The 24,130-nt window shown below is 74.0% G+C and carries 22 protein-coding genes; 12 read left to right on the plus strand and 10 right to left on the minus strand.

Annotated features, from left to right (window positions below):
* The first annotated feature begins 313 nt into the window (after positions 1-313).
* From ACOBQU_RS27555 to ACOBQU_RS27565, 3 genes are read left to right on the plus strand one after another with little or no spacing between them, the layout of a single operon-like run.
* Positions 314-1,798, plus strand: coding sequence for a glycosyltransferase family 4 protein (locus ACOBQU_RS27555; RefSeq protein WP_423630537.1), 1,485 nt, complete (start codon positions 314-316; stop codon positions 1,796-1,798).
* On the plus strand, positions 1,792-2,547 hold the full coding sequence (locus ACOBQU_RS27560; protein WP_423630539.1) for a class I SAM-dependent methyltransferase: 756 nt from the start codon (positions 1,792-1,794) through the stop codon (positions 2,545-2,547). The genes ACOBQU_RS27555 and ACOBQU_RS27560 overlap by 7 nt, the downstream gene beginning before the upstream one ends.
* Entirely contained in the window at positions 2,544-3,617 is a 1,074-nt protein-coding gene (locus tag ACOBQU_RS27565; protein ID WP_423630541.1) for a prenyltransferase, read from the plus strand. Before ACOBQU_RS27560 ends, ACOBQU_RS27565 begins: the two co-directional genes overlap by 4 nt.
* Positions 3,618-3,660: 43 nt before the next feature.
* Here the strand turns inward: ACOBQU_RS27565 and ACOBQU_RS27570 are convergent, their stop codons facing one another.
* A complete protein-coding gene (locus tag ACOBQU_RS27570; protein WP_423630543.1) occupies positions 3,661-3,954 on the minus strand; it encodes a hypothetical protein in 294 nt (97 codons plus the stop codon).
* 88 nt (positions 3,955-4,042) lie between these two features.
* Between ACOBQU_RS27570 and ACOBQU_RS27575 the strand changes: the two genes are divergently transcribed.
* The 4 genes from ACOBQU_RS27575 (at position 4,043) to ACOBQU_RS27590 (ending at position 8,445) form a co-directional block, all read left to right on the plus strand.
* Complete coding sequence (locus ACOBQU_RS27575) at positions 4,043-4,600, plus strand: hypothetical protein (protein ID WP_423630545.1); 558 nt, start codon at positions 4,043-4,045, stop codon at positions 4,598-4,600.
* Between the two features lie 229 nt (positions 4,601-4,829).
* Entirely contained in the window at positions 4,830-6,092 is a 1,263-nt protein-coding gene (locus ACOBQU_RS27580; RefSeq protein WP_423630547.1) for a hypothetical protein, read from the plus strand.
* Between the two features lie 126 nt (positions 6,093-6,218).
* Positions 6,219-7,679 carry a substrate-binding domain-containing protein gene (locus tag ACOBQU_RS27585; RefSeq protein ID WP_423630549.1) on the plus strand — a complete coding sequence of 487 codons (1,461 nt, stop codon included), beginning with the start codon at positions 6,219-6,221 and terminating at the stop codon, positions 7,677-7,679.
* Complete coding sequence (locus tag ACOBQU_RS27590) at positions 7,666-8,445, plus strand: hypothetical protein (RefSeq protein WP_423630551.1); 780 nt, start codon at positions 7,666-7,668, stop codon at positions 8,443-8,445. Before ACOBQU_RS27585 ends, ACOBQU_RS27590 begins: the two co-directional genes overlap by 14 nt.
* A gap of 20 nt (positions 8,446-8,465) precedes the next feature.
* On the opposite strand, the gene ACOBQU_RS27595 is transcribed toward ACOBQU_RS27590, so the two are convergent.
* The 5 genes from ACOBQU_RS27595 to ACOBQU_RS27615 form a co-directional block, all read right to left on the minus strand.
* A complete protein-coding gene (locus ACOBQU_RS27595; protein ID WP_423634751.1) occupies positions 8,466-9,476 on the minus strand; it encodes an LLM class F420-dependent oxidoreductase in 1,011 nt (336 codons plus the stop codon).
* A 117-nt stretch (positions 9,477-9,593) separates the two neighbouring features.
* A complete protein-coding gene (locus ACOBQU_RS27600) occupies positions 9,594-10,442 on the minus strand; it encodes a hypothetical protein (protein ID WP_423630553.1) in 849 nt (282 codons plus the stop codon).
* A gap of 287 nt (positions 10,443-10,729) precedes the next feature.
* Positions 10,730-11,758 (minus strand): N-acetylmuramoyl-L-alanine amidase, encoded by a 1,029-nt coding sequence (locus ACOBQU_RS27605; protein ID WP_423630555.1) that lies wholly within the window; start codon positions 11,756-11,758, stop codon positions 10,730-10,732.
* A 21-nt stretch (positions 11,759-11,779) separates the two neighbouring features.
* Complete coding sequence (locus tag ACOBQU_RS27610; protein ID WP_423630557.1) at positions 11,780-12,430, minus strand: class I SAM-dependent methyltransferase; 651 nt, start codon at positions 12,428-12,430, stop codon at positions 11,780-11,782.
* A 199-nt stretch (positions 12,431-12,629) separates the two neighbouring features.
* Positions 12,630-14,120: an MFS transporter gene (locus ACOBQU_RS27615; protein ID WP_423630558.1), complete on the minus strand. Its 1,491-nt coding sequence runs from the start codon at positions 14,118-14,120 to the stop codon at positions 12,630-12,632.
* 297 nt (positions 14,121-14,417) lie between these two features.
* Here ACOBQU_RS27615 and ACOBQU_RS27620 point away from each other — a divergent pair, with 297 nt between their 5' ends.
* Both ACOBQU_RS27620 and ACOBQU_RS27625 read left to right on the plus strand, forming a co-directional pair.
* Positions 14,418-15,623: a thiolase C-terminal domain-containing protein gene (locus ACOBQU_RS27620; RefSeq protein WP_423630560.1), complete on the plus strand. Its 1,206-nt coding sequence runs from the start codon at positions 14,418-14,420 to the stop codon at positions 15,621-15,623.
* Positions 15,624-15,779: 156 nt separating this feature from the next.
* Positions 15,780-17,168, plus strand: a complete 1,389-nt coding sequence (locus ACOBQU_RS27625) for an MFS transporter (protein WP_423630562.1) — start codon at positions 15,780-15,782, stop codon at positions 17,166-17,168.
* A 71-nt stretch (positions 17,169-17,239) separates the two neighbouring features.
* On the opposite strand, the gene ACOBQU_RS27630 is transcribed toward ACOBQU_RS27625, so the two are convergent.
* Entirely contained in the window at positions 17,240-17,845 is a 606-nt protein-coding gene (locus ACOBQU_RS27630) for a response regulator (protein ID WP_423630564.1), read from the minus strand.
* Positions 17,842-19,095 (minus strand): sensor histidine kinase, encoded by a 1,254-nt coding sequence (locus ACOBQU_RS27635; protein ID WP_423630566.1) that lies wholly within the window; start codon positions 19,093-19,095, stop codon positions 17,842-17,844. The genes ACOBQU_RS27630 and ACOBQU_RS27635 overlap by 4 nt, the downstream gene beginning before the upstream one ends.
* Positions 19,096-19,432: 337 nt before the next feature.
* Here ACOBQU_RS27635 and ACOBQU_RS27640 point away from each other — a divergent pair, with 337 nt between their 5' ends.
* The 3 genes from ACOBQU_RS27640 (at position 19,433) to ACOBQU_RS27650 (ending at position 22,495) form a co-directional block, all read left to right on the plus strand.
* Complete coding sequence (locus tag ACOBQU_RS27640; RefSeq protein ID WP_423630568.1) at positions 19,433-20,305, plus strand: MaoC/PaaZ C-terminal domain-containing protein; 873 nt, start codon at positions 19,433-19,435, stop codon at positions 20,303-20,305.
* Between the two features lie 34 nt (positions 20,306-20,339).
* On the plus strand, positions 20,340-21,416 hold the full coding sequence (locus tag ACOBQU_RS27645) for a Zn-dependent alcohol dehydrogenase (RefSeq protein ID WP_423630570.1): 1,077 nt from the start codon (positions 20,340-20,342) through the stop codon (positions 21,414-21,416).
* An 83-nt stretch (positions 21,417-21,499) separates the two neighbouring features.
* Positions 21,500-22,495: a 3-oxoacyl-ACP reductase gene (locus tag ACOBQU_RS27650; RefSeq protein ID WP_423630572.1), complete on the plus strand. Its 996-nt coding sequence runs from the start codon at positions 21,500-21,502 to the stop codon at positions 22,493-22,495.
* Positions 22,496-22,711: 216 nt separating this feature from the next.
* Here ACOBQU_RS27650 and ACOBQU_RS27655 read toward each other — a convergent pair whose 3' ends face one another.
* Together ACOBQU_RS27655 and ACOBQU_RS27660 are read right to left on the minus strand one after the other, a co-directional pair.
* The gene (locus ACOBQU_RS27655; protein WP_423630573.1) at positions 22,712-22,888 is read right to left on the minus strand and encodes a hypothetical protein; all 177 of its coding nucleotides are present in this window, start codon (positions 22,886-22,888) and stop codon (positions 22,712-22,714) included.
* A 47-nt stretch (positions 22,889-22,935) separates the two neighbouring features.
* A complete protein-coding gene (locus ACOBQU_RS27660; protein WP_423630575.1) occupies positions 22,936-24,120 on the minus strand; it encodes a hypothetical protein in 1,185 nt (394 codons plus the stop codon).
* Positions 24,121-24,130: the final 10 nt, after the last annotated feature.

The raw sequence follows: 24,130 nt of genomic DNA on the forward strand, positions 1-24,130 counted from the left end.
GCCTTGGCCGGGCGTGGCGTGCGCGCGGAAGTCTCCAGTCCCGTCGATCGTCCGTCAACCGTCGTGTGCCGTTCGCCGTACGCCGTCCTGTCCGTCGTACGCCGCCTCGCGGTGTCCCGGACGGGCGCGGCCCCTCCGAGATCGCCCAGCATGGCAGGGCCCCGGCCGTGGTGCGAATCACCTGATCCGGGCCTCACAGGTCGGCTACCTGCCGGTAGATTCAGAGCTCGTCGAGCGACCAAGTCTGAAACTTGTTCTAGATTACCTTCCCGGCGTAATCTCGCGGGCAACCGCAGGCAGAAGGGGGCCGAGAGTGACCGCTGAGGCCAGGGAGGCGGGCCTTTCGCCCGGGTCGGCCGCCGACGGCTCGCGCCCGTTGCGCATCGCGCTCCTCACGTACAAGGGGAACCCGTTCTGCGGCGGCCAGGGCGTCTACGTACGCCATCTCTCGCGCGAGCTGGTGCGGCTCGGCCACCGCGTCGAGGTCATCGGCGCGCAGCCCTACCCCGTGCTCGACGAGGGCGAGGGGCTCGACGGGCTCAGCCTGACCGAGCTGCCCAGCCTGGACCTCTACCGCCAGCCGGACCCCTTCCGCACGCCGAAGCGCGACGAGTACCGCGACTGGGTCGACGCCCTCGAGGTCGCCACGATGTGGACCGGCGGCTTCCCCGAGCCGGTCACTTTCAGCCTGCGCGCCCGCCGTCACCTGCGCGCCCGGCGCGGCGACTTCGACGTCGTCCACGACAACCAGACCCTCGGGTACGGCCTGCTCGGCGACCTCGGCGCCCCGCTGGTCACCACCATCCACCACCCGATCACCGTCGACCGCCAGGTGGAGCTGGACGCGGCGGCGGACTGGAAGCGCCGCGCGTCCGTGCGCCGCTGGTACGCGTTCACGCGCATGCAGAAGCGCGTCGCCCGCCGCCTGCCGTCCGTCGTCACCGTCTCCGGCACGTCCCGCCAGGAGATCGTCGACCACCTCGGCGTACGACCGGACCGGATCAAGGTCGTCCACATCGGCGCCGACACCGACCTGTTCTCACCGGACCCCGCCGTTCCGGAGGTCCCCGGCCGCATCGTCACCACCTCCAGCGCGGACGTGCCGCTCAAGGGCCTGGTCCATCTGATCGAGGCGCTCGCCAAGGTCCGCACGGAACAGCCCGGCGCCCACCTCGTCGTCGTCGGCAAGCGCGCCGAGAACGGCCCCGTCGCCGCGGCCATCGAGCGGTACGGCCTCGAAGGCGCCGTCGAGTTCGTCAAGGGCATCACGGACGCCGAACTGGTCGACCTGGTCCGCTCCGCGCAGATCGCCTGCGTCCCCTCCCTGTACGAGGGCTTCTCGCTGCCCGCGGCGGAGGCCATGGCCACGGGCACGCCGCTGCTCGCCACCACCGGCGGCGCGATCCCCGAGGTCGCGGGCGCCGACGGCGAGACCTGTCTGGCGGTGCCGCCGGGCGACGCGGGCGCGCTGGCCGCCGGGCTCAACCGGCTCCTGGGCGACGCCGACCTGCGGGCCCGGCTCGGCGCCGCGGGCCGCGCGCGGGTGCTCGCCCGGTTCACCTGGGCGCAGGCGGCGAAGGGCACCGTGGAGCGCTACCGGGAGGCGATCGACCGCTCGGCGGGCGCGGCACCGCGGCGCCCCGCGCCGACGGTCCCCGCGCCGACGGCCCCCGGCCGGCCGGAGCCGGTCGCCCCGGCGAGAGTGGTCGCCCCGGCCGCGCCGGACCCGGTGGCGCCCGCCACGGACCTCGCCCCCGACGTTGCTGGCCCCCACCACGAAAGCAGGACCCCGTGCTGACCGTCGACTTCACCCGCTTCCCGCTCGCCCCGGGGGACCGGGTCCTGGACCTCGGCTGCGGTGCGGGCCGCCACGCCTTCGAGTGCTACCGGCGCGGCGCCCAGGTGGTGGCCCTGGACCAGAACGGCGAGGAGATCCGCGAGGTCGCCAAGTGGTTCGCGGCGATGAAGGAGGCGGGCGAGGCCCCGGCGGGCGCGACCGCCACGGCCATGGAGGGCGACGCCCTCAACCTGCCCTTCCCCGACGAGTCCTTCGACGTCGTGATCATCTCCGAGGTGATGGAGCACATCCCCGACGACAAGGGCGTCCTCGCGGAGATGGTCCGCGTGCTCAAGCCCGGCGGCCGCATCGCCGTCACCGTCCCGCGCTACGGCCCGGAGAAGGTCTGCTGGACCCTCAGCGACGCCTACCACGAGGTCGAGGGCGGCCACATCCGCATCTACAAGGCCGACGAACTCCTTTCGAAAATGCGCGAGTCGGGCCTCAAGCCCTACGGCACGCACCACGCGCACGCGCTGCACTCCCCGTACTGGTGGCTGAAGTGCGCCTTCGGCGTCGACAACGACAAGGCGCTGCCCGTGCGCGCGTACCACAAGCTGCTCGTCTGGGACATCATGAAGAAGCCGCTCGCGACGAAGCTCGCCGAGCAGGCCCTGAACCCGCTGATCGGCAAGAGCTTCGTGGCGTACGCGACGAAGCCGCACCTGCCGCGCACGGCCGCCCCCGTCGACGCGAAGGCCGGGGCGTGACGAGTCCCGAGCGCACCGAACACCTCACCCTGCCCGGTGTTCTGACGGCCCATCAGGCTGCGGAGACGGTGCGCGGCATCCTCGCCGCGCAGCGCGCGGACGGCGCCATCCCCTGGTTCCGCGGCCACCATCTGGACCCGTGGGACCACACGGAGGCAGCGATGGCCCTGGACGCGGCGGGCGAGCACGCCGCCGCGGCCCGCGCCTACGAGTGGCTGGGGCGGCACCAGAACACGGACGGCTCCTGGTACGCGGCCTACGCCGACGGCGACGCGGACGCCGTCACCGACCGCGGCCGCGAGACCAACTTCTGCGCGTACGTCGCCGTCGGCGTCTGGCACCACTACCTGACGACCGGCGACGAGGCGTTCCTGGACCGCATGTGGCCGGTGGTCTTCGCGGCCGTCGAGTTCGTCCTCGCCCTCCAGCGGCCCGGCGGGCAGATCGGCTGGAAGCGCGAGGCCGACGGGACACCCGTCACCGACGCGCTCCTGACCGGCTCCTCCTCCATCCACCAGGCGCTGCGCTGCGCCCTCGCGATCGCCGAGCACCGGGACGACCCGCAGCCCGACTGGGAGCTGGCCACCGGCGCCCTGGCCCACGCGATACGCCGCCACCCCGAGCGGTTCCTCGACAAGGACCGCTACTCCATGGACTGGTACTACCCGGTCCTCGGCGGCGCGGTCACCGGCGCCGAGGCCAAGGCCCGCATCGAGGAGGGCTGGGACCGCTTCGTCGTCCCCGGCCTCGGCGTGCGCTGCGTGGTGCCCAACCCGTGGGTCACGGGCGGCGAGAGCGCCGAACTCGCCCTCACCCTCTGGGCGATGGGCGAGTCCGACCGCGCCGTGGAGGTCCTGCGCTCCATCCAGCACCTGCGCGACGAGCGGACCGGCCTGTACTGGACGGGCTATGTGTACGACGACGCGGCGATCTGGCCCGTGGAGCTGACCACGTGGACGGCGGGCTCGCTGCTGCTCGCGGTCGCGGCGCTCGGCGGGGACGAGGCGACCTGCCGGGTGTTCTCGGGCGCGGACCTGCCGACGGGCCTGGCGCCGGACTGCTGCGGCTAGGCCCGCCGGGCCGGGGCGCCTGGCGCCGCAGGGCCGGGGGCGCTCAGTAGCGCCGCAGCCGCCCGGCGATGAAGTGGCCGACGAACAGGTAGACCACCGCCGCGAGGCCGTACCCCGCGATGACCCGCGCCCACCGCTCGTCGAACGTGAACAGGTCGTGCGACCAGCCCGCGAGCCACCGGGCCGCGTCGCGCACGAACTGCACGAGGTCGTTGGCGCGGTTCGCGTCCAGCAGGTCCATCAGGATCCACAGGACGAGGATGACGGCCATCACGTCGGCGATGACGGCGATGACGCGGGCTGCTTCGTTGGTGCGTCGGACGTGTACGGGGGACATGGGGGGCGAGTACCGGGTGGGCCCCGGCCGAAACCCGTACGGCCCCGCCCCGGTGGCGGGCGCGCGCGGCCCGGGCCAGCCTTGCCGCATGGACCACACCGTCGCCCCCGCCGCCGGTGCGCTGCGGCGCCTCGTGCTGCCGCTGCTGCTGTGCTGTGCCCTGCTCGTCGGCGCGACGGGCTGCGGCGGGAGCGACGACGACGCGGCCGTGCCCACGGGGACCAGTTCGGCGGCGCGGCAGAAGTTCGCCAAGACGCGGTTCGTGACGAACGCGGGTCTTGCCGCGGGGGCCACGTACCAGTGGATCGTGAAGCCCTACCGGGACGGGAAGTTCGCGTCCGGCGCGGACGGGCGGACCTTCGCCTTGGTCAAGGCGGGGCTCGCGGGCGCGTTCACCTACAACCGGCTGAAGGCGGCCCTGCGCAACGCCCAGGGCGACCCCACCCTCGCCAAGGCCGTGGCGCCCCTGACCGCTGGGGTCGAGGCCCTCAAGGACCTCCCCGCCAAGCTCCGCAAGGGGGACTCCACACAGTCCGTGGTGAAGTCCTTCGACGACACGATCAACTCCGTCAAGGACGCGGGGCGCTCCGCGGGCGCGGAGGTCACGGACAAGGTGCCGTCCACGGCCGACCTGAAGCGCGGCTAGCCCTCGCGGGTTGATTGGCGCGGAGCGGCAATGAGCGGGGTGCCAGGGGCGGCAGCCCATGGTTTCGGGAAGGGGCGGGATTGGGGAGCCCCCGGCAGGGAACAGCAGCCTCGCGGTCGAACTGACGTGCCGTCATTCATCCCCGTATAACGAGGAGTTCGCCTCTCCGAGGCGTGGCGTTCCGCTCCGTGGCGGAGGATCCTGCCCCGACCACCGCAGGAGCCTCCCGGTGTCAGACGACGTCAGACCCCACCCCATAGAAGAGCCCCGCCTGGCCACCCGCCGCCCGGTGTCCCGCAGGCGCCGCCACGTGCCGCGCTACGTCCTGGTCGCCCTGCCCCTCGCCCTGACGGGCCTGATCTCCCTGATGACGTCGGGCAACGCGCTGCGCCCGTTCGAGCGGATCATCACCGTGGACGGCAAGATGGCGTCGAAGTCGGACTACTTCAAGGACCCCGAGGTGCGGCGGCTGCTGCTGAAACACGGCATCCGCGTGGAGATCCACCGCCTGGGCTCGCGGGGCATCGCCACGCAGTCGCTGGAGGGGATGGACGTCGCGTTCCCCTCCGGGCAGCCCGCGGCGCGGCTGATCAAGCAGCGCGAGCAGCGCTCGGTGAAGACGGCCAGCCCGTTCGTGACGCCGCTGGCGCTGGGCACGTTCAGGGAGTACGCGGAGACCCTGGCCGCGGAGGGCGTGGCGCGCCCGCAGCGGGCGGAGGGCGGCGGGGACAGCCTCTACTACGACCTCGACATGAAGAAGTTCCTGAAGCTCATCGAGGAGCGCGAGACCTGGGACGGCATCGGGTACAAGGAGCGGTCCGCGCGCAGCAACAGCGGCCGCGTCATGGTCCGCACCTCCAGCGTCTGCGAGTCCAACGGCGCCGGTGCCTATCTGTCCATCCTCGCCTTCGTGAAGAACGGCAACCAGCCGCCCGGCACGGAACCCAAGGACACCAAGGACCGCCCCGGTTCCGACGACCCCGTGCTCGACATCGCCGCCAAGGTCAAGCCCCTCATCAACCTCCAGGGCATGGCCGCCGACGAGCAGGCCGACAGCTACTTCTCCGACGAGGGGGAGTCCATCGCCCCCGTCTCGCTCATCTACGAGCACCAGTTCCTGGCCCACCAGGTCGCCTTCCAGAGGAAGCACCACCGCCAGGACACCCGGCGGGTGCTGCTCTACCCCTCGCCGCAGGCCCTCACCGAGCCGCAGCTCATCTCGCTCAGCGAGCAGGGGGACCGGCTCACCCAGCTGGTGGACACCGACCGCGAACTGCGCCAGCGCGCCATCGAGCTGGGCTTCCGGGCGCGGTTCTCCGGCGAGGACGACACCAGTGAACAGCTGAACGCCTATCTGCGCGAGCACGGCGTGCAGGTGCCCACCCCCAACCCCGACCAGACGAAGGCCGACGCGCCCGACCTCAACGCCCTGGAGCGGATCATCAACCACGTCGGCGACTGCCCGCCCGTCCGCAAGGACCCCGACTCGTGAGCCGCCCCGGGCCCGCCGCCCCGCCCCGGGCGGCCCCGGCGCCGCCGTGCCCTCGCCCTCTGCCTGGCCGCCCTCGCCACCACCCTCGCCGCCTGCTCCGACAGCAAGGACGAGCAGACCCTGCGGGTGCTCGCCAGCCCCGAACTCGCCGACATCAAGCCCCTGTTGCAGCGGCTGAAGAAGGACACCGGGGTCGAGCTGGACATCGACTTCACGGCCACCGCCGACCTCTCCGGGTCCCTCGGCTCGTACGACCTGGCCTGGCCCGCCAGCGACCGCTCGTACCTGCTGCGGCTGAGCGCGGAGCGGTCCGGCGCCGCGAAACCGGAGTCCACCGCTGTGATGCGCTCCCCGGTCGTCGTCGGGCTCACCCCGGCCGCCGCCCGCAGCGTCGCCTCCGACAAGCCGCTGACCTGGGCGGACATCGCCGACGCCGCCGCTGATGGCACCGTGCGGTTCGGGATGGCCGACCCGCGGCGCAGCGACACCGGGCGGGCCGCCCTCGTCGGCGTGGCCACGGCGGCCGCGGGCACCGGCGACGCCCTGCGGCGCGAGGACGTGTCCTGCGACCGGCTGCGCGGCTTCCGGTCCGGCCAGACCCTGACCGGCGCCAGCTCCCACGAGCTGATCGACACCTACGTACGCCGCCAGGGCGCCGCCAACGCGCTCATCGCGCACGAGTCGGAGCTGCTCTCCCTCAACGCCAGCCACAAGCTGCGCCAGCCGCTGCGGATCGTGCACCCCGCCGACGGCATGGTCCTGTCGGACTTCCCGCTGATGCTGCTCGACCAGCGGCAGCACAAGGCGTACCGGAAGGTCGTCGACTGGCTGCGCCGCGACGACGTCCAGGAGGAGCTGGCCCGCACGACCTGGCGCCGCCCGGTGGGCGGCGACGTCCCCCGGCCCCGGGAGCTGCGCGCGCCGATCGGCAACGCCCTGTCGTACCCGGACGAACTCGCGGTCGTCCAGCGGGTCATCGACTCCTACGGCGACCCCGGGCGCCGCCGCTCCGGTGACCACGTGGTCTTCCTGCTGGACTTCTCCACGTCCATGCGGGGCGCGCGGATGGCGGACCTGCGCCGGGCGTTCACGGGGCTCAGCGGCGCGGACCCGTCGACGACGGGCAAGTTCACGCGCTTCTACCGGGGCGAGCGGCTCACCGTCGTACGGTTCGCGGGCCGCGTCCTCCAGGAGCGGACCGTGACCGTGCGCGGCGAGGAGGACCTGCGCCGCCTCAACTCCTTCGTGTCCAAGGGTGACTTCGCCGAGGACACGGCCGTCTGGTCGGCGCTCGTCCGCGGGTACGGCATCGCGGCGGACGCGGCCCGCGGAGAGCCGGGCCGCCCGCTGTCGATCGTGCTGATGACGGACGGCGAGAACAACACCGGCATGTCGTACGGGGAGTTCGCGCGCCGCCACGCCCGCCTCGACGGCGCGGCGCGGTCCGTGCCGACCTTCCCCGTCCACTTCGGAGAGGCCGACGCGAGGGAGCTGCGGCGCGCCGCGGACGCCACCGGCGGCCGCGTGGTGGACGCCAACTCCTCGTCCCTCTCCCAGGCGTTCAAGGAGATCCGTGGGTGTCGTTGACAGCGAGTGGTGGGGCCTGTGGTGGCCGTGGATGGTCGTGTGGCTGGCCACGGCGGCGTGCTGGGGAGTGCTCGCGCGGTACGTGCTGGTGCGGCTCGGCCTGTCGCGGCGCCGCCGCCCCACGCGCCGCCGCCGTACCTTCCACGGCATGTGCTTCTATCTGCACGAGCAGCGCGTAATGGACCTGTACCAGACCGGCGGCTTCTCCGCCGCCCTCGAACAGGAGGTCGCCGACCGCACCAACGTGACCTCCGGGTTCAGCCTGTGGGCGAAGTTCACCGGCGGCCCGGGCGGCTCGGCGGGCCGCGACGTCACCAAGGAGCGGTTCACGTCGTATGTGCAGCAGAACACGCCGATCACCGTCATCGGGCTGCTCATGGACACGATGCGGCGCGAGGACGCCGTGGTGCACGCCGACCTCATCACGGGGCAGCTCGTGCCCAACCGGGCCCTCGCCGACACCCTGCGCGACAGCGGGGACGACCGGGTCGCGCTGAGCGCCGTCATGGCGGAGTTCGTGTCGGTCACCGGCCGGTTCACCGCCCGCAGCCTCAGCGGCGGCGAGGTGGTCCTGCGGGCCCGCTACGAGACCGGGGGCATGGGCGCCCATGTGAAGATCACCTGCGCCGAGGACGGCATCCGCGAGGAGTTCCACGAGGAGGACTACTTCAGCGGCGAGTTCCAGGCCCGCTGCCTCGGCAAGGTCCGCACGTGGAACCCCGCGGCCGGTGAGCTGACGGTGGATCCGGTGGCCATCTTCCGCTAGCGGACGGGGAGTTGGGGCGCTCAGGCGTTGAGGTCGGCGAGCACCCGCAGGGTGCCGGGGTCGGAGGCGAGGACGAGCAGGTCGGTGACCGGCCCCGCGCGCCACTCCTGAAGCCGCTCGGCGATCCGCTCGCGCGGCCCCACCAGCGAGATCTCGTCGGCGAACGCGTCCGGCACCGCCCGCACCGCCTCCTCGCGCCGCCCCGCGAGGAACAGCTCCCGCACGCGCCGCGCCTGGTCCTCGTACCCCATGCGCGCCATCAGCTCGGCGTGGAAGTTCCGCGTGGCGTGCCCCATGCCGCCGATGTAGAAGCCCAGCATCGCCTTGACCGGCGCCAGGCCCTCGGCGACGTCGGCGCAGACCCGGGCCCGGACCAGCGGGGCGATCAGGAAGCCCTCGGGCAGGTCGGTGAGCGAGGCCGCGTAGGCGTCCTGGCGCGTCGGGGACCAGTACAGGGGCAGCCAGCCGTCGGCGATCCGGGTGGTCTGGGCGATGTTCTTCGGGCCCTCGGCGCCGAGCAGGACCGGCAGGTCGGCGCGGAGGGGGTGCGTGATGGGCTTGAGCGCCCTGCCGAGCCCGGCCGCGTCCGGCCCCCGGTACGGCAGCGGGTGGAAGTGCCCGTCCAGCTCCACCGGCCGCCGTCTGCGCAGCACTTGGCGTACGACATCCACGTACTCCCGTGTCGCGGTGAGCGGCGACTTCGGGAACGGGCGCCCGTACCAGCCCTCCACCACCTGCGGCCCCGACAGGCCGAGGCCCAGCAGCATCCGGCCGCCCGACAGGTGGTCCAGGGTCAGGGCGTGCATGGCGGTGGCGGTGGGGGAGCGGGCGGCCATCTGCGCGACCGCCGTGCCGAGCCGGATGCGCGAGGTGTGCGCGGCGATCCAGGTGAGCGGCGTGAACGCGTCCGAGCCCCACGCCTCCGCCGTCCACACCGAGTCGTAGCCGAGCCGCTCGGCCTCCCGCGCGAGGTCGAGGTGCCGGGCGTCGGGGCCCCGGCCCCAGTAGCCGAGCGCGAGCCCGAGCCGCATGTCGCCTCCCACGGACCTGAGCTGACGGGCCGTCAGCTCCCGTCTTCCGCAGGACTGTACGCCGACGGCCCCCCGCCCGGAAGGGGCGGGGGGCCGTCGGCGGAACGGAAGGGCGGATCAGCCGCGCTGGATCCCGGTGGTGTCCTGGAGGACGCCACGGCGGCCGTCCTGCGTCTGCGCCACCAGGCTCTGGCCGCGCTGCTCGACCGCCAGGTACCAGGTGCCGGGGGCCAGCTCGGCGATCGGGGTCGGCGAGCCGTCCTCCGGGTACAGCGGACGCGGCACCGGAACGGCGAACCAGAACGGCGAGAAGTCCGCCGACGCGGGCTGCGCCTGCTGCGCTGCGGCCGGGGGCGGCGTGGCCCCGCCGCCCTGCGGCTGCCCGCCGAACGACGGCTGGCTCGGCTGCCCGCCGTACGGCGGCTGGGCCTGCGCGGCACCCGGGTACCCGTAGCCACCGGACGGCTGCCCGCCGTAGGGCTGGGCCGGAGCCGGGCCCGCGGCGCCCATGAGGGGGGCCTTGAGGGCGGGGACGATGTTGGTGGCGACGGCGGCGGCGGCCATGACGAGGGCGGCGATCAGGCCGAGGATCAGGCCGGTGCCCGCGTCGGGGCTGCGGCTGCTGCCCAGCCCCTCGTTCACGAAGAGGAAGCCGTAGGACTCGTCCGGGTCGAAGATCGCGCCGAGCGCGCTCCACGCGGAGGCGACGGTGAAGGCGACGCCGACCTGCGCCAGGTCGAGACCCACGACCTTGCGCTGAGCGGCGCGGCCCACGACGACGAGGAGGGCACCGATGACGCCCAGCAGGTACACGCTGAGCAGCAGATTGCCGTTCTCCCAGGCGTTGGGCACCTTGTCGTCGTTGAGGCCGTCGATCTCGATGGTGTCGAGGAACGAGGCGATGAAGAGCAACACCGCTGCTCCGATCACCACGCCGTCGCCTCTAGTGAGGGAGCGGAAATTCACTTCAGGTCCTTCGTCAGTCGTCTCGTCGTTGGAGGCGTCGCTGTCGCCGTAGCGCTGTCGTTTCTGTCATCTCGACTGGACGGGCGCGGTGCGCGTAGCGCGGGGGTGGCCCCTCATCGTACGGAGGACACTATCGTCCGTCCGGCCGGGGTGTCTGCTTGAGATAAACATCGTCACTCAGTGAAGATCTCGCGGTTGCCGTCCCGTGACGCGACGGCGTCGGGATCGTCACGACTTGCCTTCGGGGGCCTGTCGCATCTGTCCTCACCTGGCCGGTACATCCGTCCTCACCTGGCCAGGAAGCCGCCGATCCCGGTGGAGAGGCCCCGGGCCGCCTTCTGGCGCCAGGTGGGGCTGGTGAGGAGGGCGCGGTCCTTCGGGTCGCGCATGTTGCCGCATTCGATGAAGACCTTCGGGACCTTGGAGAGGTTGAGGCCGCCGAGGTCGCGGCGGACGGTGAGGCCGGTGCCGTCGCCGACGTAGTTGGAGGGGGCGCTGCCCGTCGCGGCGAGGAACGTGCCCGCGACGCGCTCGCCCAGGTCGCGGGACGGGCCGACGATCGCGGTGGTGTCCGCGGCGCCCGCCCGCACCTTCGCGGGCAGGATGACGTGGAAGCCGCGGTTGCCCACGGCCGAGCCGTCCGCGTGCAGGGAGACGACCGCGTCGGCGCGCGCCGCGTTGCCGATGCGGGCGCGCTCGGTGACGCACGGGCCCCACGGGCGGTCGCCGTCGTGCGTGAGCTTGACCGTGGCGCCCTGCTGGTGCAGCAGGTCCCGCAGCCGGTGGGCGAGGTCCAGGGTGAACTGGGCCTCCGTGTAACCGTCGTTGGTGGATGTGCCGGTGGTGTCGCACTCCTTGGTGTTCGTCCCGATGTCCACCGGCTTGTTGATCTCGGCGGTGTGCCGGAAGTTGCCCGCGTTGTGCCCGGGGTCGATCACGACGACCTTGCCCTTGAGGGGGCCGGAGGGGGCGGGGCGCCCGCCGGACGGCCGCTTCGCGGGTTTGTGGTCGTCGTGGGGGGCGTCCGGCTTGCCGGAACTGCTGGGCTTGCCCGGCTCCTTCGAGGGGGACGGCTTCGCCGACTCCGTGGACTTCGTGGGCTTCGTGGGTTTCGACGGCGAGCCCTGGTCCGAGCGGCTCGGTGACGCGAGCGTGCTCGCGGGCCCGCTGTCCTCCGGGCCGCTCGACGCGTCGTGGATCAGATAGCCCGCGAGGGTCGCGGGCGCGAGCACGGCGAGGGCGACCGCCAGGGGGCGCCCGCCGCGGAAGCGGCGGGGCGGGCGCGGTGGATGACTGTCCGGACCTGCGTACGACACGGGGTGAGCCTAGCGGCGCCCTCAGTGCCCCGCGCCCGTTCGGCGCAGGACGCGAAGGGAACCGGTGGCCGAAATCTCCGTGAACGCCCCGGATTCCAGGGCCCTGAGGTAGATCCGGTACGGGGCCTGCCCGGTCCACTCGTCGACCGGGTCGGGGAACACGTCGTGGATGACGAGCAGGCCGCCCTCGGCCACGTGCGGCGCCCACCCCTCGTAGTCCGCGCTCGCGTGCTCGTCGGTGTGGCCGCCGTCGACGAAGACCAGGCCGAGCGGCCCCCGCCAGACCCGCGCGACCTGCGGGGACCGGCCCACGACCGCGATCACGTGGTCTTCGAGGCCCGCCTTGTGCAGGGTGCGCCGGAAGGTGGGCAGGGTGTCCATGCGGCCCACCTCCGGGTCCACCGTCTCCGGGTCGTGGTAGTCCCAGCCGGGCTGCTGCTCCTCGCTGCCCCGGTGGTGGTCGACCGTGATCACGCTCACACCGGCCGCGCGGGCCGCGTCCGCGAGCAGGATCGTGGAGCGCCCGCAGTACGTGCCGACCTCAAGCAGCGGAAGGCCCAGCGCCGCCGCCTCGACCGCCGCCGCGTAGAGGGCGAGCCCTTCGTGCCGGGGCATGAACCCCTTCGCCGCCTCGAAGGCGTCGACGACCTCCGGCTTGGGGGCCTGGGGCATGGGTTCCTCCTGCTGAGCGGCACACGTGTACGTACGGAACGTACACGCGCCCCGCACCGGTGCGGGAAGCGCCCCGAAGGAGCACGCGCCCCCCCGCGGCTCAAGGCAGCGCCCCGAAGGGGCGCGGGGAACGGCGCGCCCAGCCACGACGCGGCCGCACACGACGGACGGCCCAGCGGGGCACCCCCTGAAGCACCGCCTAGTCCCGGTAGGCACCGCTCGCGGTCCGCGCGACCGCGGCATCCTCCTCACTGCTGGCCCGCAAGACCCCCGTACCCACGGCCCCGCCACCCCCGCGCCCCGGCAGGAAGAGCGCCAGCGCCAAGCCGAGTGCGACGGCACCCGCGGCGATGGCGAAGGAGAACCGGAAGCCCTCCATGGTGGGGACGGCGACAGGCCCGACGTGGTCCGCGGTGTCGGCGAGCACCATGCCGACGACGGCGCTCGACACCGACGTGCCGACGGACCGCATCAGGGTGTTGAGGCCGGTGGCCGCGCCCGTCTCGGACGGGTCGACGGCGCCGACGATCAGCGCGGGCAGCGAGGAGTAGGCGAGGCCGATGCCGCCGCCGACGACCACCGAGATGACCACGGTCTGCCAGGCGGCGCTCATCAGGCCGAGGCCCGCGCCGTAGCCGATGGCCATGATCAGCAGGCCGAGGATCAGCGTGACCTTCGGTCCGTACGCCGTCGACAGGCGCGCGTACACCGGTGCCATCAGCATCATCGTCAGGCCGAGCGGCGCCATGCACAGGCCCGCGACGACCATGGACTGGCCGAGGCCGTAGCCGGTGGCGGTGGGCAGCTGGAGGAGCTGGGGCAGCACCAGGGAGATGGCGTAGAAGGCGACGCCGACCATGATGGAGGCGATGTTGGTGAGCAGCACCTCGCGCCGCACGGTGGTGCGCAGGTCCACCAGCGGCGCCTTGAGGCGCAGTTCGAGCACGCCCCACAGGCCGAGCACGACGGCGGAGGCGGCGAACAGGCCGAGGGTCAGGCCCGAACTCCAGCCCCAGTCGGTGCCCTTGGTGATCGGGAGCAGGAAGAGGACAAGGCCGAGGGAGAGCCCGAGCGCGCCCGCCACGTCGAAGGTCCCCCGCGCGCGCACCTCGCTCTCCGGTACGAGCGCCAGGATGAGCGCGATCGACACCGCGCCGAGGCCCGCGGCGCCGTAGAACAGCGCGTGCCAGTCGGCGTGCTGGGCGACGAACGCGGCGGCGGGCATGGCGAGTCCGCCGCCGACGCCGATGGAGGAGCTCATCAGGGCCATCGCGGAGGCGAGCCGCTCGCGCGGCAGGGTGTCGCGCATCAGGCCGATGCCGAGCGGTATCGCGCCCATGGCGAAGCCCTGGAGCGCCCGGCCGGTGATCATCACCAGCAACTGGTCGGTGACGGCGCAGATCAGCGAGCCGACGACCATGACGGCGAGGCTGGCGAGCAGCAGGCGGCGCTTGCCGAAGAGGTCGCCGAGTCTGCCCATGATCGGCGTGGCGACGGCGCCCGCGAGCAGCGTCGAGGTCATCACCCAGGTGGCGTTGGACGGCGCCGTGTCGAGCAGCGTCGGCAGGTCCTTGATCACGGGGACGAGCAGCGTCTGCATCACGGCGACGACGATGCCCGCGAAGGCGAGGACGGGGACGACGCCGCGGGTGCCGCGGCCGCCGTCGGGACGGGTCGTCGCAGGGGACATGTGCGTGCGGCCTCCTGGAAGGGGAGAGTGGTGCCAGTACGTGCAAGATGAACTTGTCACCCGGGGCGACTATTCCGACGTCCGTCGAACCAGAGGAAGGCTTGACCTTCCGTTGACCGCCCGTAGAGGTGCCCGGCGGTCGGCCTCCGTCCGGCCTTCTGCCCGGCCTTCTGCCCGGCCTTCCGTCTGACCTTGCGTCCGACCTTGCGTCCGACCTTGCATCTGACCTTCCGTCAGATTGGAACGTGTTCTAGCCTGTCGTCGTCCCGTCCCACGGCCGCTCCCCGGGAGGCACGGATGCAGGCACGCCAGGCCCATGTCGTCGGCGTCGGCATGACGAGGTTCGAGAAGCCCGGGACCCGTGACTGGCAGTACTGGGACATGGCGCGGGAGGCGGGCACCGCCGCCCTGGCCGACGCGGGCGTCCCGTACGAGCGCGTCGACCAGGTCGTCGCGGGCTACTGCTTCCAGGCGTCCACGGCCGGGCAGCGGGCCGCGTACGAACTGGGCCTGACCGGTGTGCCCGTCTACAACGTCAACAACAACTGCGCGACGGGCGCCACCGCCCTGATGCTGGCCCGGCAGCTCGTCGCGGGCGGCGCCAGCGACTGCGTGCTCGCGCTCGGCTTCGAGAAGATGCGGCGCGGCGCGCTCGGCGGCGACGGCGGCGACCTCGCCACGTCCCCGGTGGCCCGGCACTACGGCGTCATGGCCGCCCGCCACGGCTTCGCCGCGTCCCCGCCCACCGCCCAGATCTTCGGCAACGCCGCCCGCGAGCACATGGCGGCGTACGGCACCACGCCCGCCCAGCTCGCCGCCGTCGCCGCCAAGAACCACCGGCACTCCACCGCGAACCCGCGTGCCCAGTTCCGTACCGCGTACGAGGTGGCGGACGTGCTCGCGGCCAAGGCCATCCACGACCCGCTCACGCTCCTCCAGTGCTCGCCCACCTCCGACGGCGCCGCCGCGGCGGTCGTGGCCTCGGCGGGCTTCGCGGACCGCCACGGCCTCACCGGCCGGGCCGTGGAGATCACCGCGCAGGCCATGGCCACCGACACGGAGGCGTCCTTCGCCTCCGGCTCCTGCCTGGACGCCGTCGGCCGCCCCCTGACCCGCGCGGCCGCCCGCCGGGTCGAGGAGGAGTCCGGCACCGCCGTCACCGACGCCGACGTGATCGAGCTGCACGACTGCTTCTCCGTCAACGAACTGATCACGTACGAGGCCCTCGGCCTGTGCGCGGAGGGCGAGTCCGGCAAGCTCGTCGAGTCCGGCGCGACGACCTACGGCGGCCGCTGGGTGGTGAACCCCTCCGGCGGTCTGATCTCCAAGGGCCACCCCCTGGGCGCCACCGGCCTCGCCCAAGTGGCCGAGCTGACCTGGCAGTTGCGGGGCGAGGCGGGCGCCCGGCAGGTCCCGGGCGCCCGCCTGGGCCTCGCGCACAACATCGGCCTGGGCGGCGCGGCGGTGGTGACCCTGCTCACCGGCCCCCGCCCTTCGGCCTAGGTCCCCGGGCCGAGGCCTGCCTTTCTCGCGGCCCGCCCTTCCTGCCCCTTATTTCCGATGTACTGCGCACACGTCGCCTGTCAGCATGGAGCCCATGCTTCAGGCCCCCACCGACACCCCGATATCCCGGCGCTCCGCGCCCCCACCTGGCTCGTCGTGGCCGCCGCCTGCGCCGGGCAGTTCCTCGTCGTCCTCGACGTGTCCGTCGTGAACGTGGCGCTGCCCTCGATGCGCGCCGACCTCGCGCTCAGCCCCACGGGGTTGCAGTGGGTGGTCAACGCGTACTCGATCGCCTTCGCCGGGTTCATGCTGCTCGGCGGGCGGGCCGGGGACCTGTTCGGGCGCAAGCGGATGTTCCTGGTGGGGCTCGGCCTCTTCACGCTGGCCTCGCTGGCGGGCGGCTTCGCGCAGGAGGGCTGGCAGCTGCTCGCGGCGCGGGCCGTGCAGGGCCTCGGGGCCGCCGTGCTCGCGCCGTCGACGCTGACCATCCTCACCTCGGCGGTGCCGGAGGGGCCCGCGCGGGTGCGGGCCATCGCCACTTGGTCGGCGGTCGGCGCCGGGGGCGGCGCGGCGGGCGGCCTGGTCGGCGGGGTGCTCACCGACGGGCTCTCCTGGCGCTGGGTGCTGCTGGTCAACGTACCCGTGGGCGTCCTGGTGTTCGCGGCGGCGCTGCGCTGGATCAGCGAGAGCCGGGCGGCGGGGGCGCGGCGCCTGGACGTGCCGGGGGCCGTGCTGGTCACGGGCGGCATCGCCACGCTCGCCTACGGCATCGTGCAGACCGAGGTCGAGGGCTGGACGGCCGCCGCGACGCTGCTGCCGCTCGCGGTCGGCCTCGCGCTGATCGGGGCGTTCCTGGCGGTGGAGGCGCGGGCGAAGGCGCCGCTGATGCCGCTCGGCCTGTTCCGGGTGCGGTCGGTGTCGGCGGCGAACGCCACGATGTTCGCGTGCGGCATGGGCATGTTCGCGATGTGGTTCTTCATGACCCTGTACGCCCAGAACGTCCTCGGCTACACGCCGCTGGAGGCCGGGCTCGCGCTGATCCCCAGCTCGATCAGCGTCGTCGTCGGCTCCAAGGTGGCGCCCCGCCTGATGCGGGTCGTCGGCGCCCGCTCCGTGACGGTCCTCGGCGTGCTGGTCGCCGCCGCGGGCTACGCCTGGCAGTGGCGGGTGCTCGACGCCGACGGCGCGTACGTCACCTCCATCATGCTGCCCGGCATCCTGATGATGCTGGGCGCCGGACTCGCCAACACCCCCCTGGCCTCGCTCGCCACCAGCGGCGCGGACCCCGGCGACGCGGGCCTGGTCGCCGGTCTGATCAACACCTCCCGCACCATGGGCGGCTCGCTGGGCCTCGCGGTCCTGTCCACGGTCGCCGCGTCGCGCACGGGGGAGCGGCCGGGGGACGCGGCCCTCGCCGAGGGCTACGCGCAGGCGTTCCTGTGGGGCGGCGGCTTCCTGGTGGTGGCGGCGCTGCTGGTGGTGGCGTGGATGCCGCGGGAACGGAAGAACCCGGTCGGCAAGGGTGCCAGCCCGTCCGGCGTTTGAGGACGAGGCCGAAGGCCGATGAGGGGGGTCCGGGGGCGTGGCCCCCGGGCGGTGCCCCACCCACCGGCGGGCTACAGCCACCCCTGCCGCCGAGCCTCCCGCACCGCCTCCATCCGATTCCGGGTCCCCGTCTTCCCAATGGCCGCCGACAGGTAATTCCGCACCGTCGACTCCGACAGGTGCAGCCGCGCCGCGATGTCGGCGACGGTCGCGCCGTCCACCGCCGCCCCGAGGACCTCGGTCTCCCGGGGCGTCAGCGGGCTCGGGCCCGCGCTCAGCGCCGCCGCGGCGAGCGCCGGGTCGATCACCGTCTCCCCGCGCAGGACCTGCCGGACGGCCTGGGCCAGCTCCTCCACCGGCCCGTCCTTGACCAGGAACCCGGCCGCGCCCGCGGCCATCGCCCGGTGCAGATAGCCGGGCCTGCCGAACGTCGTCAGGATCAGCACCCGGCAGTCCGGGCACTCGTCCCGCAGCAGGGCCGCCGCGTCGAGCCCGCTCAGCCCCGGCAGCTCGATGTCGAGCAGCGCCACGTCGGGGCGGCAGGTCAGCGCCGTCCGCACGATCTCGTCGCCCGCCGCGACCTGCGCGACCACCTCGATGTCCTCCTCCATCCCGAGCAACAGCGCGAGCGCGCCGCGCAGCATGCCCTGGTCTTCGGCGAGGAGGACTCTGATCATGTGCTGTGCTCCTTGGCGGCGGCCCCCGCCGCCGCGGGGCCGGTCTCGGTCGTCGGGAGTTCGGCGGTGACCCGGAAGCCCGCGTGCGGGGTCGGGCCGCAGGTCAGGGAGCCGCCCGCCGCGCTGAGGCGTTCGGCGAGGCCCCTGAGCCCGCTGCCGGGCGGGGTCGAGCCTACGCCGCGGCCGTCGTCGGTGATCACCAGGCGGGTCCGTTCGGGGCCGCCGGTGATCTCGATCTCGCAGCGGCTCGCCCGAGCGTGCCGCACCACGTTGGTGGCGGCCTCGCGGACCACCCAGCCGAGCAGCGCCGCCGGGCGCGGGCCGAGGGGCGGTCCCGACCGGCGTACGGAGACCTCGACCCCGGCGGCGTCGAGCAGGTCGCGGACCCGGTCCAGCTCCGTGGCGAGCGAGCCCTCGCGGTAGCCGGTCACGGCCTCGCGGATCTCGGTGAGCGCCTGCCGCCCGACCGACTCGATGTCGTCGATCTGCGTCAGGGCCGCCGCCATGTCCCGCGGCGCGAGGCGGCGCGCGGCCTCCGACTTCACCACGATCACCGACAGGGTGTGGCCGAGCAGGTCGTGCAGGTCCCGCGAGAAGCGCAGCCGCTCCTCGTCGACCGCGCGCCGCGCCAGCTCCTCGCGGGCCGCCCGCAGGTCCCGTACCGCCTCCGAGAGCGACAGGATCGCCGCCGTCACCATCGTCGAGAGGAACGTGCCGTACGCGATGTTCACCCCGTCCCAGCCCTCCCTGAGCCCGGCGACCGCGCCCGCGAGCGCGCTCAGGGCCAGGCCGTTCGGCCCCAGGAAGCGCCCGCGCACCACGGCGCCCACGGCGAGGCCGAGCAGCGGGAAGAACATCAGCCACGTGCCGCCGTACCCCGCCGCGAGGCCCACGGTCAGCGCGCCCATCGCCACCAGCGCCGCGTACGTGGCGGGCGCCGTCCGCTTGCGCTTGTCGAAGGCGCGGAAGGCGACCGCGACGTACAGGGAGTTGAAGACGAACAGGCCGAGCCCGCCCACCACCGGGTTCGGGGTCCGCCCCTGGAGCAGGTGCGAGAACGCGCCCAGGCCCATGAGCAGCCAGGGCAGCAGGGCGAAGCCATTGGGCGGGCCCGGCGGCACCTCGCCGTCCCACGCGGCCCGCGGGCGCTCCTCCCGGTCCGCCGACCGCCGCGACCAGGCGGCGCGCCAGGCGCCGCGGGCCGCGAGCGGTCCGTACGGCCGACAGGTGACCTCGCGCTGTGCGGGCATGGTGTCCCCTCCACGTTCTCTCCGGGCCTTGCTCCGGACTCCCGGACTCCTCGACGGTACGCAGGACGGCCTGGCCGCGGCAGGTCCACCCGTACCGAGGTGACCAGGACGAATGTCATGGGTGGCGGGGAGCGGCGGAGGACGGCGACAAGATCTGACGTGGCGTCAGCACTCTTCCCATGTGCCGGGCGCTGGGCTATACAGGGACCCGTCGGCCCTAGAACGCGTTCTAGCGCACGGCCCGGAACGGGCGGGCCGCCCGGGCCGACCCCGCCGCGACAGGAGCACGCACCGCCCTCGCCCGCCCCGCCGCCGCCCGCCGTGAGGAGCCGCCGCCATGCCCATCGACGCCGCCAAGGCCCTGGCCGCCCCGCCCCGCCGCGCGGGCATCCGCTGGGGCCACAAGGACGTCCAGCTCTACCACCTCGGCATCGGCGCCGGGGCCAACCCCGACAAGGCGGACCCCGCCACCGACCCCGACGAGCTGCGCTACACCCTGGAGTCCCGGCTGCACGTCCTGCCGAGCTTCGCCACCGTCGCGGGCGCGGGCATGGGCATGATGAGCGGCCTGTCCGCGCCCGGCATCGACGTGGACCTCGCCGCCGTCCTGCACGGCGGCCAGTCCCTCGCGCTGCACCGCCCCATCCCGGCGAGCGGCGAGGCCACCGCGGCGTCACGCGTCGCGGCCGTGTACGACAAGGGCAAGGCCGCCGTCCTCGTCCTGCGCTCCGACGTCACCGACGACCAGGGCCCGCTGTGGACCAGCGAGGCCCAGCTCTTCGTGCGCGGCGAGGGCGGCTTCGGCGGCGAGCGGGGCCCCTCCGGGCGGCTCGACGCGCCCGACCGGCCCTGCGACCGGACCGTGGAGCGCCCCGTCCGCCCCGACCAGGCGCTGCTCTACCGCCTGTCCGGCGACTGGAACCCGCTGCACGCCGACCCCGAGTTCGCCAAGCTCGCCGGGTTCGACCGGCCCATCCTGCACGGCCTGTGCACCTACGGGATCACGCTCAAGGCCGTCGTCGACACCGTCCTCGGCGGCGACGTGACCCGGGTGCGCGCCTACCGCACCCGCTTCGCCGGGATCGCCCTGCCCGGCGAGACCCTGCGCGTCGGCCTGTGGGAGACGCCGGGCCGGGTCCAGGTGGCGGTCACGGCACCGGAGCGCGACGACGCGCCGGTCCTGGCCGACACGGTCGTCGAGCACGCCTGAACCACCGTCAGCCAGCCGAGAGGAGCGGACCGCCATGCGCGCAGCCGTACTGCACGAGACCGGCCAGGACAAGCTCGACGTGCTCGACGACGTCGAGGCGGTGGGCTTCGGCCCCGGCAAGGTGCGGATCCGGGTGCGGGCCGCGGGCCTGTGCCACTCCGATGTCTCCGCGATGAACGGCACCCTGCCGCAGCCCGCCCCGTTCGTCCCCGGGCACGAGGGCGCGGGCGAGATACTCGACGTCGGCGACGGCGTCACGCACCTCGCGGCGGGCGACCGCGTCCTGCTGTGCTGGCTGCCCGCCTGCGGCACCTGCCCCGCGTGCCGACGCGGCCAGTCCCACCTGTGCCTGGCGGGCTTCCTGAACGCGGGCACGCCCAATTTCCGGCGCGGCGACGGCGACGTCTTCGGCTTCGCGGGCACCGGCGCCTTCGCCGAGGAGGTCGTGGTCGACGCGGGCTGCGCCGTGCCGATCCCCGACGACGTGCCCTTCGACGTCGCCGCCCTCATCGGCTGCGGCGTCACCACGGGCCTGGGCGCCGCCCTCAACACCGCCGACGTGACGGCCGGTTCGTCGGTCGCCGTCATCGGCTGCGGCGGCGTCGGCGTCAGCGTCATCCAGGGCGCGCGGCTCAAGGGCGCGGCGCGGATCGTCGCCGTCGACCCGGTGGCGTCCCGCCGCGAGGCCGCGCTGCGCTTCGGCGCGACGGAGGCGGTCGCCCCCGACGCCCTCGACGACACCAAGCAGCGGACCACCGGGGGCGAGGGCTTCGACTACGTCTTCGAGGTCGTCGGCAGGTCCGCCACGGCCCGCACGGCGTACGAGGCCACGCGGCGCGGCGGCACCCTGTGCGTCGTCGGCGCGGGCGCCCTCGACGACCACCTCCGGCTCAACATGTTCGAGCTGTTCTTCGACGAGAAGCGCATCCTGCCGTCGCTGTACGGCGGCGGGGACGTCCTGCGCGGCTACGAGACCGCCATCGCCCTGTGGCGCGCCGGGCGCGTCGACCTGGAGCACATGATCACTCACCGGGTGCCGCTCGCCGAGATCAACGAGGCGCTGGAGCAGATGCGGTCGGGGGCGGCGCTGCGGACGTGCGTGCGGCTGTGAGGCCGCGCTCGTCGTTCCGGCGCCGTCGGCGTCGGCGTCGCCGTCTCTTCTCGTCCCGTCTCGCGGAGAGGACCACGTTCCGTATGTCCCGTACGCCATCGTCACCGACACCGGTATCCGCGTCGGCGTCCTCGCCCACCCCGCCGCTCGCGGGCCTCTCCGCCGTCGTCACCGGCGCGGGCCGGGGGCTCGGGCGGGCCGAGGCGCTGGAGCTGGCGCGGCTCGGCGCCGCCGTCGTCGTCAACGACCACGGGCAGCCGGGCCGCGACGGCAGCGGCGCGGCCTCCGCCGCGCCCGCCGAGGAGGTCGCCGCCGAGATCCGCGCGGCGGGCGGCACGGCCGTCGCCCACGGCGGTGACGTCGCCGACCACCAACAGGCCCGCCAGCTCGTGGAGTTGGCCGTCGACACGTACGGCAGGCTCGACATCCTGGTCAACAACGCGGGCATCCTGCGCGACCGCATGGTCTTCTCGATGTCCGAGGAGGAGTGGGACGCGGTCATCCGCGTCCACCTCAAGGGGCACTTCAACACGACGCGGTTCGCCTCCGCCCACTGGCGCGAGCGGGCCAAGGCGGCGGGGGCGCCCGTGTACGGGCGGATCGTGAACACCTCGTCGGAGGCGTTCCTCGCCGGGTCGGCCGGGCAGCCGAACTACGCCGCCGCCAAGGGGGGCGTCGTCGGGCTCACCACGTCCACGGCCCTCGCCCTCGCCAAGTACGGGGTCACCGCCAACGCGATCTGCCCGCGCGCCAGGACCCGGATGACCGCCGACGTCTTCGGCGGGTTCGCCGAGCCGGGGGCGGGGGAGGTCGACCCGCTGGCGCCGGAGCACGTGGCGCCGCTCGTCGGCTATCTGGCGTCCCCCGCGGGCGGGCGGGTCAACGGGCAGGTGCTCGTCGTGCACGGGGGGATCGTGGCGGTGGTGGAGCGCCCCCGGGTTGCGGCGGTGTTCGAGACGGCGAAGGGGGTGTTCAGCGTGGGGGAGCTGGAGGAGGCGCTGTCCCCTTATTTCGCCGGACGCCCCGCGAACGAGACGTTCGCGGCGCGGGAGATCCTGTCTCTGCGCCACTCCGGCTGACCGGCGGCCTTTTCGCCCACCCGCGCCCCCAGGCCCCGCGTTCGGATGGGGCTTCGCCCCTTTCCCCCTTCGTTGGCGCTTCGCGCCTCGCCCTCAAACGCCGGGCGGGCTTATCTCCCACCCGCCGCCTGAAAAGGCGGCGGGTGGGAGAAGCGAGCGCGGGAGCGCGAAGCCGCCCGCGCTGGAGGTTCCGCGGCACCCCCGGAGGGGAGCCGCTCAGTCAGTCGAAGGCTGGCGGCGGTGCCGCCCCCGAGGCGCTCCCTCCTCGTCGTGCTCGGCCACCGGCCCCCGGTGCCGCCCCGCCCCGGGAGCGGCGACGCCCCCGGCGAGGCCCCCGTCGAGGGACACCGGCTCCCGCGGGTCGGCAGCCAGATCCGTACTGCTGTCGTTCATTGTGAAACTCACCCCGTAGCAACGATCTTTCGTACAGGCGGGCGAGTCTAGCCGCCGCGCCCGCGTCCCCCGAGGGGCGCCTGCTGGAGCGGCACCGGCCGGGCGGCCCGGGGGACGCCGCCACGGCCCCCGGACCCGCCCTCACCACCGCGGGGCCCGGCGGCGCGAGCCTCCCGCGGTGGCGGTTCCACCCCCGCCACCCCGCACGGCACGGCCCCGCTGGCGTACGGCAGCCGCAGCACCCCGGCGGCGGTCAGGAAGCCGAGGCCCGTCAACCAGCCCTCGGGGGTGGCCAGTTGGTGCGTACGCCGCTCCGCCGGGCGCCACGCGAGCAGGTCCGGCGCCGCGTCGGGGCCGTCAGGGCCGTCGGGGCGGGCCCACAGGGCCACCGCGCACGCCTCCGGCGTGAGGACCTGGCCCGGCTGGATCGCGAACGGTGTCACCGAACGCCCCGGGAAACGCAGGCACTCGGGGAAGCGGACCGGCAGCGTACTGCCCAACACCCCCCAGCCCAGGCGCGGTTCGCCCGGGGCGTCGGAGCGGATGAGGAGCAGGCCGCTGTCGGCGTCGGCGAGGAGCAGCCGGTCGTCGCTGCCGTCGGCGATCTGGAGCAGCGGCGACACCTCGCCGCCGCGCTCCAGGTCGACGGCCACCGTCTTGACGCACCCGTCGAGTTCCCGGTCGACGGCGAGCATGCGGTTCGTCCGGTCCAACCAGACACCGCCGGTGCAGCGGCCGGGGATCTCCGCGAGGTGCTCGGGGCCGAAGGAGCCGCCCGCGACCAGCCACACGGCCGTCGAGCGGGGCCCGGCGGCGAGCGCGTACGCGTGACTCCCGCGGGGCGCGGGCGGCAGCAGGGTCAGCTCGGCGCCCGCGCACTCGACGCTCCCGAGCGGCACCTCCCCGGTGTCGGGGCCCGTCGGGTAGAGCAGGGCGAACACGTGGCGCCCGGCCGCGCGCCGGTGCACCAGGACGCGCCCGTCCGCCAGCGGCAGCACGCCCGTACCGGGCTCCTCGGGCTGGTGCCCGGCCAGCGGCACGGCGTACGGCTCCGCGCAGTCCAGGGTCCAGCGCTCGGGGTACCAGCACCCGTCGGCCCGTACGAGGCGGGCCGCGTACGCGCCGTCAGCGGTGATGCGTCCTGGTTCCGCCCCGCCGACGCGTCCCGGGGCGCCGAGGAGCGCCGCGGGGACGGGAGCCGGGGGCGGGGGTTCGAGCACGGGGGCTGTCATCGGGGTCACC

Origin of the sequence: Streptomyces sp. G45 (assembly GCF_049542095.1) — a bacterium.
Lineage (GTDB): Bacteria > Actinomycetota > Actinomycetes > Streptomycetales > Streptomycetaceae > Streptomyces.

What these genes read in the sequence shown, in the direction of transcription:
- ACOBQU_RS27570 (WP_423630543.1), bottom strand. Translation starts at nt 3,954, where the DNA reads ATGTCCCCCGTACACGTCCGACGCACCAACGAAGCAGCCCGCGTCATC.
- ACOBQU_RS27575 (WP_423630545.1), top strand. Translation starts at nt 4,043, where the DNA reads ATGGACCACACCGTCGCCCCCGCCGCCGGTGCGCTGCGGCGCCTCGTG.
- ACOBQU_RS27595 (WP_423634751.1), bottom strand. Translation starts at nt 9,476, where the DNA reads ATGCGGCTCGGGCTCGCGCTCGGCTACTGGGGCCGGGGCCCCGACGCC.
- ACOBQU_RS27610 (WP_423630557.1), bottom strand. Translation starts at nt 12,430, where the DNA reads ATGCCCCAGGCCCCCAAGCCGGAGGTCGTCGACGCCTTCGAGGCGGCG.
- ACOBQU_RS27615 (WP_423630558.1), bottom strand. Translation starts at nt 14,120, where the DNA reads ATGTCCCCTGCGACGACCCGTCCCGACGGCGGCCGCGGCACCCGCGGC.
- ACOBQU_RS27620 (WP_423630560.1), top strand. Translation starts at nt 14,418, where the DNA reads ATGCAGGCACGCCAGGCCCATGTCGTCGGCGTCGGCATGACGAGGTTC.
- ACOBQU_RS27630 (WP_423630564.1), bottom strand. Translation starts at nt 17,845, where the DNA reads ATGATCAGAGTCCTCCTCGCCGAAGACCAGGGCATGCTGCGCGGCGCG.
- ACOBQU_RS27635 (WP_423630566.1), bottom strand. Translation starts at nt 19,095, where the DNA reads ATGCCCGCACAGCGCGAGGTCACCTGTCGGCCGTACGGACCGCTCGCG.
- ACOBQU_RS27640 (WP_423630568.1), top strand. Translation starts at nt 19,433, where the DNA reads ATGCCCATCGACGCCGCCAAGGCCCTGGCCGCCCCGCCCCGCCGCGCG.
- ACOBQU_RS27645 (WP_423630570.1), top strand. Translation starts at nt 20,340, where the DNA reads ATGCGCGCAGCCGTACTGCACGAGACCGGCCAGGACAAGCTCGACGTG.
- ACOBQU_RS27650 (WP_423630572.1), top strand. Translation starts at nt 21,500, where the DNA reads ATGTCCCGTACGCCATCGTCACCGACACCGGTATCCGCGTCGGCGTCC.
- ACOBQU_RS27655 (WP_423630573.1), bottom strand. Translation starts at nt 22,888, where the DNA reads ATGAACGACAGCAGTACGGATCTGGCTGCCGACCCGCGGGAGCCGGTG.
- ACOBQU_RS27660 (WP_423630575.1), bottom strand. Translation starts at nt 24,120, where the DNA reads ATGACAGCCCCCGTGCTCGAACCCCCGCCCCCGGCTCCCGTCCCCGCG.